Origin of the sequence: Asanoa siamensis, assembly GCF_016862555.1 — a bacterium.
In the GTDB taxonomy this organism is placed as follows: Bacteria; Actinomycetota; Actinomycetes; order Mycobacteriales; family Micromonosporaceae; genus Asanoa; species Asanoa siamensis.
On record NZ_BONE01000089.1, the window covers coordinates 22,520 to 31,612 of the forward strand.

Below are 9,093 nucleotides of genomic sequence, written 5' to 3' on the forward strand. Positions count from 1 at the left end.
GGGCGGCGTCCTCCGGAACGGGCCGTGCGTCATTCCGGTTTGCGGCCCGACCAGATGCCCGTCACGCGGTGCAGCACGCCGTCGTCCAGGGGCAGGGCCAGCACCCGGTCGTGGAACTCCGCGCGGTGGTTGTCCGGGAGGTCCTCGACGAAGGCGCGGTAGCCGTGGGTCATGATCCAGCGCCAGAGTGTCGCGTTGTCCGGGAACGTGACCGTCGCCTCGGCGCGGGCCTCCCGGATCTCGACGAAACCCGCCGCGTCCAGCAGGTCGGCCGCGTCCACCGGCGTGCCCATGCTGCCCCCCGGCGCCAGGTGCGCCGCGAACTCGCCGAACAGCGCGTCGAGCCGGCCGGCCAGCGGGGCACCGCCGATCGGCCCGGGGAGACGGCTGCGGGCGCTCCCGCCGGTGAAGGCGAACCGCCCGCCCGGCGCCAGCACCCGGAACGCCTCCCCCACGCCCGCCGCCGGGGACGACAGGACGTGGATGACGAACGCCGACGCCACCACGTCGAGGGCGCCCGCCGGCAGGTCGAGTCGCTCGGCGTCCATGACGTGCACGACCGCTTCCGGGTACGCGGTGGCGAGGTGCGCGCACATCGCGGGTGCCGCGTCGACCGCGGTGACCCGGCAGCCGCGGGCCAGGGCCGGCCCGGTCAGCGCGCCGCGGCCGGCGCCCAGGTCGAGGAAACGGCAGCCGGCCGGCGGGTCGACGGCCGCCACGATCGCCGCACCGAACTCGGCGAAGAACGGCACCACCGCGTCGTAGTCGGCGGCGACCCGGTCGAACAGCGTCCACGTCGGCCCGATCACCGGCCGATCATCCCGGCCCGTGATCACGTCACGCAATCACGTTTACGCGTGCCAGCTTCAGGTCCACGGGGTACGCCGTCGCGCCCGGAAGAGATAAGTTGCCATACATGGTCCGGCGTGTGCCGCTCATCCTCGTTTCCGCCGTCTGCGCACTCTCGCTCGCCGCATGTGGAGGGGGTGCCCAGCCGCCCGACGAACCGGCGCCGACGGAGACTCACGGGCTCCACGGCAGCGGCAGCGGCTCCGCGCCGCCCGCCCAGCCCTTGCGCGCCGGCGAGCGGTTCGTCGACACCGGCCTCGCCCGCCCGTTCACCCCCGACCCGCCCGGCGACGACGCCGACGAATACCGCTGCTTCGTCGTCGACCCCGAGCTGACCGACCGCGCGTTCCTGACCGGCAGCGAGTTCCGCCCCGACAACCGCGCGATCGTCCACCACGCGATCTTCTTCCGCGTCCCGCCCGACGACGCCGACCGGGTCCGCGCCCACGACGCGGCCACCGACGGCGACGGCTGGCAGTGCTTCGGCGACGCCGGCATCGGCGACGACCCGGCCTGGGTGGCGAGCTGGGCGCCGGGCGGCGGCGAGAGCATCTACCCGACCGGCCTCGGCTTCGAGCTGGGCGCGGGCAGCCTGCTGGTCATGCAGATCCACTACAGCCTGCTGGCCACCGCGGGAAAGCCCGGTGGCGCCGACCGCTCCGGCATCCGGCTGCGGCTGGCTGGCGGCGACCTGACCCCGCTGCGCACCACGCTGGTCGCCGCGCCGGTCGAGCTGCCGTGCGCCGCCGGCGAGCACGGCGACCTGTGCGACCGCGACAAGGCGATCGAGGATGTCGTACGCCGGTTCGGCGCGCAGTCCGGCGACATGGTGACCGGTCTCGGCCGGCTCTGCGGCGGCGCGCCCGACCCGGGGCCGACCCAGTCCTGCGGCCGCCGGGTCACCCGGTCCGCCACCCTCTACGGCGTGGGCGGCCACATGCACCTGCTCGGCCGGTCGATCAAGGTGGAGCTCAACCCGGGCAAGCCGGGCGCCCGCACGCTGCTCGACATCCCGACGTTCAACTTCGACGACCAGGCCGTACGCCCGGTGGGCGAGGGAGTGACCGTCAAGCCCGGCGACACCTACCGCGTGACCTGCACCCACGACGCGACGCTGCGCCAACAGCTACCGGCGCTGCGCAAGCTGCCACCGCGCTACGTGGTCTGGGGCGAGGGCACGGCCGACGAGATGTGCCTGGGGATCGTGCTCGAGGCACCTGGCCGTTGACGCGGAAGCGAGATAGCTTCGCGTCAACCGTTCGGAGAACGTCAGGTACCCGACGTCTCGCATCCTGTTCCTGCTTCGCCGGCAGCAGCCTCGGCATGCCGAGGTCTTACACCGCCTCCATCAGGCGTTTATCGTGTCCGTGGGAACTACCCGGCCACGTCGATCACATGGTTGGCGTGCATGGCGGCAAGCAGGTTCTGGGCCGCGTTGCGGTCTCGGTCGTGCACGGCACCGCACCCGCAGGTCCAGGTCCGCTGCGACAGCGTCAGCGCGGTATTGACCACACTGCCCGCGCGAGGCGACGGTTACTGGCGATTCCAGCGATGTTGAGCGACTCGACAGCGATTGCCCGCTTGGTTCTCGCGAGCTCCGTGGTCAGCTTGTGCAGGAAATCGCCACGCCGGGCAGCGACCCGCAGATGCAGGGCCGCGACGTGCAGGTGGGCTCTGCGTCTGTTCCGCGACTGCGCCTCTTTGCGCGACAGCGCCTTGTTCGCCCTGCGGAGCTTCCGCAGCGCGGTCTTGAGTGGCTTCGGTGCCACGATGTCGGCTACCTCGCCGGTGTCGTCCTGGATGACCGCGAATGTTGTCAGGCCCAGGTCGATACCGCACGCCGGCATATCGGCGCTGATCATCCGTCGGGCGTTGACGTCGCGGCGCTCGACCTCGATCTGGAAGCTCACCCACCACCGTCCTGCCTTCTCGCGGACGGTGGCTCCGATGACTCGTGCGCGTCCGGCGGCTACCCGGTCGGTCAGCCACGACATGTCCTCACGAGTCGTGACACCACCGGGAATGCCGGGAAGAGCGACGGTACGCGCCCCCGCAGGCTTGGCACGGTCGGCGTCGTAGCGGAACCGGGAGCCATGCTTACGCTTGCGGCGCCTCGGGAAGTTCGCCTTCGGCCCTTTGCGGTCCCCCTTCCTGGATTTCCACCAGTTCATCAGTCCCACGGCCCTCAGCCGGCACGCCTCTTTCGGGACCCGCGACGACAGTTTGGATTCCGCGAACCACGGCGCGACGGTTGGATGCTCGGACCGCCACAGCCGCTCGAGGTCCATCGCCGTCCACGGCACCTTCGTCCGCTCGGCCGCCGCAACACCGCGTTCCTCCTCGGCTCGCCGAGCCGCGAGCGCGTCAAGGATCTTGTCGAGGCAGAAGTTCTCCACGAATCGCGACAGGCCGGCATGCCGGACCATGGCGACCACCTGATCTGGTGTCGGGTCCAGTTCGATGCGGAAACCCTGCTTCGTCAGCGAAACTGGTCCGCCACCGCCTTCCGGTGCGCACCGCTCCGCCTCGACGGCCTCGACAAGGGCACCCGCCGACTATCGCTGATAGAAATAGAGAAGCACTCATGACACACCGAGTGCGGACCCCCGAGCACCCCCAAGGAGAACACCGTGCCCCTGAACGGTGAGTATGCGCCTAGTGCCAGTGACTGGGCGCGCAAGCAGGCCGAGTTGTTCGAGAGTACGGGCGGCGCTGAAGGCAATACGCTGCGTGGTCGTCCGATCATTCTGTTGACGTCGGTCGGCGCCAGGACCGGGAAGATCCGTAAGACGCCGCTCATGCGGGTCGAGCACGACGGTGAGTACGCCGTGGTCGCCTCGCAGGGTGGGGCGCCGACCCATCCCGTCTGGTACCACAACCTCGTCGCCCATCCGCACGTCGAGTTGCAGGACGGTGCGGTGCGCAAGGACTACGTCGCCCGGCAGGTGACCGGGGAGGAGCGCGCGGTGTGGTGGAAGCGCGCCACCGCCACCTGGCCCGACTACGACGACTACCAGACGAAGACCGACCGGGTCATCCCCGTGTTCGTGCTGACGCCGAAGGCCGACGCCTGAGCGGTGCCGGCCACGAAAGAAGGGCGACCCCAAGAAAGGGTCGCCCTTCTTCGTCACACGTCAGCCGCGCTGGAGGTTCGGGGCGTCCGGGTCCTGCGGCCCCTGTGGCTGCACCGAGGTGTCGGCACGCTCGTCGGACTTGCCGGCGGGTCGGCCCGCCTTCTCGCCCGTCGGCCCGGACGGGCCCGCGTCGCGCGAGCCCTTGGGCCCGCGTACCTCCTGCGGCTCCTCTTCGAGGTTCTTGCCCGGTTTCTCCCCCATGACCAAATCTCCTTAAAAGCGGATATGTCGGATCCAACGGGTTGAATTCCCGTGACCGCGCACGCTGAAACGTCCCCCGCGATTAACCCGGCCGCTCCCGGGCACTCCCGCCACGTGAGTTTCCCAGCAGCGGAGGTTCGATCATGAGTTTGCCTTCCGACCGCCCCTTCGCCGTGGTCACCGGCGCGTCGAGCGGTATCGGCTTCGAGTTGGCCCGGCAGTTCGCCACCCACGGCTTCGACGTGCTCGTCACCGCGGAGGATGCCGACATCGAGCAGGCCGGCGACGCCCTGCGGCGCGACGGCGAGAACCAGGTCAGGACCGTGCGGGTCGACCTGGCCACCGCGGAGGGGGTCGAGGAGCTCTACGCCGCCATCGACCGGCCCGTCGACGCGATCGCGATCAACGCGGGGCGCGGCGCCGGCGGCGGGTTCGCCACCGACACGGCCCTGGACGACGAGCTGAACATCGTCGACCTCAACGTGCGCTCGACCGTGCACCTGGCCAAGCGCGTCATCCCCGACATGCTCGACCGCGGCACCGGCCGGGTGCTGTTCACCTCGTCGATCGCGTCCGCCATGCCGGGCTCGTTCCAGGCGGTCTACAACGCCTCGAAGTCGTTCGTGCAGTCGTTCGCCGAGGCGCTGCGCAACGAGCTCAAGGACACCGGCGTCACCGTGACGTCGCTGATGCCGGGGGCGACGGACACCGCGTTCTTCGAGCGGGCCGGGATGCAGGACACGAAGGTCGGCTCGGAGAGCAAGGACGACCCGGCGAAGGTGGCCGCGCAGGGCTTCGAGGCGCTGATGAAGGGCGACGACCACGTGGTCGCCGGGTCGGTCATGAACAAGGTCCAGGCGGTGGCGGGCAAGGTCGTCCCGGACAAGGTGAAGGCCGAGATGCACCGCCGGATGGCCGAGCCCGGTTCGGGCGACTAAAACCTGGTTTGCGCCACGCCCGCCCGGGTAACCGCAAGCAGCTTTCCGCTCCCCCTGGAGGATCCGATGTCAACGGACGCGATCGTCCTGCTCAAGCAGGACCACAAGGAGATCAAGCGGCTTTTCCGGGAGTTTCAGGCCGCTGACACGCCCAAGCGCAAGGGCGACCTGGTCGACAAGATCATCGAAGAGCTGACCGTGCACACGTACATCGAGAACGAGTGCATGTATCCCGAGACCCGCCAGCTCCTGCCCGATCTCGAGGACGACGTGCTGGAGTCCTACGAGGAGCATCACGTGGCCGACGTGCTCTGCATCGAGCTCGCCTCGATGTCGCCGGACGACGAGCGCTTCGAGGCCAAGACGATGGTGCTCATCGAGAACGTCACGCACCACATCGAGGAAGAGGAAGAGGAGTGGTTCCCGAAGGTCCGCGAGGGCCTCGGGCGCGCGAAGCTGCAGGAGATCGGCGTACGGATGCTGGAGCTGAAGGAGAAGGCACCGCGCCGGCCGAGCTCGCCGGGCGCGCTGAAGAAGGCGATCGACGCGCTGACGGCCTGAACCCGAAGCCGGCCGCGCCCCTACGCCACGACGAGGGCCTGGGGCGCGGCCGCCTTCATCCGCGTACGCAGCCAGGCGAGCTGGGTCGCGGTCTCCGCCTCGCAGGCCGTGACCACCGCCGCCAGGTCGTCGTCGCGCAGTCCCGCCGCCGCCTGGCCGAGCATGGTCCAGGTGATGTCGGCGTACGACACCATCAGGTAGAGGTCGTGCAGGTCGCGCAGCAGGCCGAGGCCGCCCGAGCGGGCACCGGCGAACAGCTCGGCGTGCAGCCGTTCCGGCTCGGCGGGCGCCTCCTCGGCGTAGCGGTCGACGAACGGCGCCAGCCGCTCGACGTGGGTGTCGCACTGGACGGCCAGGCGCCCGACGATGTGGAACACGTCGGCCTCCGCCGCGTGCGCGGCGGCGACCTCGCGGTAGGCGTCGGCGAGGTTGGCCTCCGCCCGGTGCAGCAGCCCGAGATAGTGCGCGACGTGCATCTCAGTCCTCCGTCCGGGCGACCCGCACCGCGCCCGACTTGAACAGCGGCTGCTTCGACACGGGATCCCAGGCCGTCAGGGTCAGCTCGTTGGCCGCCCGGTCGTGCGGCTCGCCAACGGTGTCCCACCAGCCGTAGTGGAACGGGATGAACACCACGCCCGGGCGTACGCCGGTCAGCCGCGCCGGTGCGACGACGGCCCCGCGCGGTGACTCGATCCGCACCCGGTCGCCCTCGGCGATCCCGGCTGGACCCGCGTCGTCCGGATGCAGCTCGACCCAGACGTCCGGCGCGGCGCCGTTCAGCTCGGGCGCGCGCCCGGTCTTGGTCCGGGTGTGGAACTGGTAGAGGGAACGGCCGGTGGTGAGCTGGAGCGGATATTCCGTGCCCGGCGTCTCCGCCGACGGCTGGTAGTCGACCGCGTGCAGGAAGGCCCGCCCGCCCGGTTGCTTCGCGCGGTGCTGCTCGGGCGTGACCTCGGCGCCGGTCACCAGGTCCTGGCCGTAGCTCTCGCAGTAGTCGGAGTCGGTGTTGAACTCGCCGTAGGTGTAGAGCCGCTCGGTGCCGTCCGGCGCCAGGTCGGTGCACGGCCACTGCACCCCGCTGCCACCGCGCAGCTTCGCGTACGACAGTCCACTGTAGTCACACGGCCGGCCGCGCGAGCACTCGCGCCACGCCGCGAAGACCTCCTCGGGCTCCCGCCACGGCAGCAACGGCCGCCCGTCGCGGTCGCGGAAGTCCATCCGGCGCGCGTAGTCGAGGAAGATGTCGAGGTCGGCACGCGCCTCGCCGGGCGGGTCGACCGCGCGCTCCGAGAGGTGCACGGTGCGGTCGGCGTTGGTGAACGTGCCGGTCTTCTCGCCCCAGGTCGCCGCGGGCAGCACCACGTCGGCGAGCGCCGCGGTCTCGGTCAGGAAGAGGTCCTGGACCACCAGGAACAGCCCTTCGCCGGCCAGGATGCGGCGGATCCGGGCCAGCTCCGGGAGGCTGACGGCCGGGTTCGTGGCGCTGACCCAGAGAAACCGGATCGAGCCCTGCTCGGCGTACCGGAAGATCTGCATCGCGTGGGTCGGCGGCGACCACGTCGGGATGATCCGCGGCTCGACGTTTAACAGCCGGGCGAGCTGCGCGACGTGCTCCGGGTTGGCCCAGTTGCGGAAGCCCGGCAGGTCGCCGTCGGCGCCGCACTCGCGGTTGTTCTGCGCCGTCGGCTGCCCGTTCATCTGCAGCAGGCCGGCCCCCGGGTGCCCGATCATGCCGCGCAGCAGGTGCAGGTTGTTGACCTGGCAGGCGGCGGCGGTGGCCTGGTTGGACTGGTAGAAGCCCTGCAGCACGGTGGAGAGCAGCCGCTGCGCGCCGCCGAGCAGCTCCGCGGCGCGCCGCACGTCGCGGGCCTCGACACCGCAGATCTCGGCCACCCGCTCCGGCGGGTACGCGTCGACCGTCCGCGCCAACGCCTCGAAGCCCGTCGTGTGGGCGGCCACGTACGACTCGTCGTACCACCCCTTCGCGATGATCTCCCGCAGCAGGCCGTTGAGCAACGCGACGTTGGTGCCCGGGCGGACGGCGAGGTGCACGTCGGCCTCGCGGGCCACCGGTGTGGTGCGCGGGTCGACGGCGAGCAGCGCGGGCGCGTCGGTGCCGCGGCGGCGGTCGAGCATCCGGCTCCACAGCACGGTCTGCGTGGCGGCGGCGTTGTGCCCCCACAGGGCGAGGGCGTCGCAGTGGTCGACGTCCGCGTACGAGCCGGGCTGCCCGTCGGTGCCGAAGCTCTCCTTGAGCGACGACGCCGCGGTCGCGGTGCAGAGCCGGGTGTTGCCGTCCATGTGCGGGGTGCCGATGCCGGCCTTGCCGAGCACCGCGAGCGCGTAGTACTCCTCCAGGAAGAGTTGCCCGCTCGTGTAGAAGCCGAACCTGCCCCAGCCGCCGGGCCCGTCGAGCAGCTCCCGGGACCGGTCGACGATCCGGCCCATCGCGGTGTCCCAGTCGGTCTCGACCAGCCGGCCGCCGTCGCGCACCAGTGGCCGGGTCAGCCGGTCCGGGCTGTTGTTGGCCTGCCAGCCGTACAGGTCCTTCGGGCCGAGCCGGCCGCGGTTGACCCGGTCGACGGCGCGCCCGCGGACGCCCGCGATCCGGCCGTCCTTGACCGCGATGTCCATGGCGTCGCCGTTGGAGTGCAGCAGTGACGCGGACTGCGCCCAGCGGTCGACGTCGGCCTCGGTCAGCCCTTCGGCGAGGTGGACGTCGACCCGGGTGGGCCAGTCCGTGCCGGGTCCATACGGCGTACGCGCACCCCACGGATCGGCGATCCGGTCGTCCGTTGCCATAGCCGGCCCGTACCCCGTCGGCGCTACCCCAACCACGTTTGCGCCGCACCTGCCCGGGAAGCGTGGTGCGTATGACACCGGAGAGCTCCGCCGCACTGCTGATCAAGGGGTACGCCTGGTTGCCCGACGCCCGCCGCCGCTCCCCCGACGGCGTGGTCGAGACGCGGATCCTGGGCCGCCCGGCGTTCGGGATCGGCGGGCCGACGGCAGCCCGGTTCTTCTACGACGAACGGCACGTGCGGCGCGCGGGTGCCGTACCCGGGTTCGTGCAGTCGACGCTGTTCGGGCACGGCGCGGTGCACACCCTGGACAGCCTCGCCCACCGGCACCGCAAGGCGATGTTCCTGGCCCTGTTCAGCACCGACCGGATCGCCGACCTGGTCGGGCAGACCGGCGCGGCCTGGGCCGCCGCCGCACCCGGCTGGGCCGGCCGGCAGGTGTCGTTGTTCGACGAGACGGCCCGGGTGCTGGCCGCGGGCGTCGCGCGCTGGGTGGGCCTGCCGCCGGACGACGACCTGGCCCACGACTGCGTGGCGATGGTCGACGGTTTCGCGACCGCCGGGCCGCGGCACCGGCGGGCCCGCCGCGCCCGCCGGCGCCAGGAGGAG

Annotated in this window: 11 protein-coding genes; 5 read left to right on the top strand and 6 right to left on the bottom strand. The window is 71.3% G+C overall.

The window, feature by feature from the left end; genetic code table 11:
• Positions 1-29 precede the first annotated feature (29 nt).
• A complete protein-coding gene (locus Asi02nite_RS34730; protein WP_203718267.1) occupies positions 30-809 on the bottom strand; it encodes a class I SAM-dependent methyltransferase in 780 nt (259 codons plus the stop codon).
• A gap of 107 nt (positions 810-916) precedes the next feature.
• Here Asi02nite_RS34730 and Asi02nite_RS34735 point away from each other — a divergent pair, with 107 nt between their 5' ends.
• Positions 917-2,077 (top strand): monooxygenase, encoded by a 1,161-nt coding sequence (locus Asi02nite_RS34735; protein WP_203718268.1) that lies wholly within the window; start codon positions 917-919, stop codon positions 2,075-2,077.
• A 146-nt stretch (positions 2,078-2,223) separates the two neighbouring features.
• Here Asi02nite_RS34735 and Asi02nite_RS42875 read toward each other — a convergent pair whose 3' ends face one another.
• On the bottom strand, positions 2,224-2,361 hold the full coding sequence (locus tag Asi02nite_RS42875) for a zinc ribbon domain-containing protein (protein WP_203718269.1): 138 nt from the start codon (positions 2,359-2,361) through the stop codon (positions 2,224-2,226).
• The gene (locus tag Asi02nite_RS34745) at positions 2,343-3,332 is read right to left on the bottom strand and encodes an RNA-guided endonuclease InsQ/TnpB family protein (protein ID WP_275410432.1); all 990 of its coding nucleotides are present in this window, start codon (positions 3,330-3,332) and stop codon (positions 2,343-2,345) included. Before Asi02nite_RS34745 ends, Asi02nite_RS42875 begins: the two co-directional genes overlap by 19 nt.
• A gap of 147 nt (positions 3,333-3,479) precedes the next feature.
• Here Asi02nite_RS34745 and Asi02nite_RS34750 point away from each other — a divergent pair, with 147 nt between their 5' ends.
• Positions 3,480-3,923: a nitroreductase family deazaflavin-dependent oxidoreductase gene (locus tag Asi02nite_RS34750; protein ID WP_203718271.1), complete on the top strand. Its 444-nt coding sequence runs from the start codon at positions 3,480-3,482 to the stop codon at positions 3,921-3,923.
• A 60-nt stretch (positions 3,924-3,983) separates the two neighbouring features.
• Here Asi02nite_RS34750 and Asi02nite_RS34755 read toward each other — a convergent pair whose 3' ends face one another.
• On the bottom strand, positions 3,984-4,184 hold the full coding sequence (locus Asi02nite_RS34755; protein ID WP_203718272.1) for a hypothetical protein: 201 nt from the start codon (positions 4,182-4,184) through the stop codon (positions 3,984-3,986).
• A 143-nt stretch (positions 4,185-4,327) separates the two neighbouring features.
• Between Asi02nite_RS34755 and Asi02nite_RS34760 the strand changes: the two genes are divergently transcribed.
• The gene (locus Asi02nite_RS34760) at positions 4,328-5,122 is read left to right on the top strand and encodes an SDR family NAD(P)-dependent oxidoreductase (protein WP_203718273.1); all 795 of its coding nucleotides are present in this window, start codon (positions 4,328-4,330) and stop codon (positions 5,120-5,122) included.
• A gap of 66 nt (positions 5,123-5,188) precedes the next feature.
• A complete protein-coding gene (locus Asi02nite_RS34765) occupies positions 5,189-5,683 on the top strand; it encodes a hemerythrin domain-containing protein (RefSeq protein WP_203718274.1) in 495 nt (164 codons plus the stop codon).
• A 20-nt stretch (positions 5,684-5,703) separates the two neighbouring features.
• On the opposite strand, the gene Asi02nite_RS34770 is transcribed toward Asi02nite_RS34765, so the two are convergent.
• Positions 5,704-6,159: a hypothetical protein gene (locus Asi02nite_RS34770; RefSeq protein ID WP_203718275.1), complete on the bottom strand. Its 456-nt coding sequence runs from the start codon at positions 6,157-6,159 to the stop codon at positions 5,704-5,706.
• Position 6,160: 1 nt separating this feature from the next.
• Positions 6,161-8,485 carry a molybdopterin oxidoreductase family protein gene (locus Asi02nite_RS34775; protein ID WP_203718276.1) on the bottom strand — a complete coding sequence of 775 codons (2,325 nt, stop codon included), beginning with the start codon at positions 8,483-8,485 and terminating at the stop codon, positions 6,161-6,163.
• A gap of 71 nt (positions 8,486-8,556) precedes the next feature.
• On the opposite strand from Asi02nite_RS34775, the gene Asi02nite_RS34780 reads away from it, so the two are divergent.
• On the top strand, positions 8,557-9,093 hold a 537-nt coding region (locus Asi02nite_RS34780), incomplete at its 3' end, for a cytochrome P450 family protein (protein WP_505606570.1).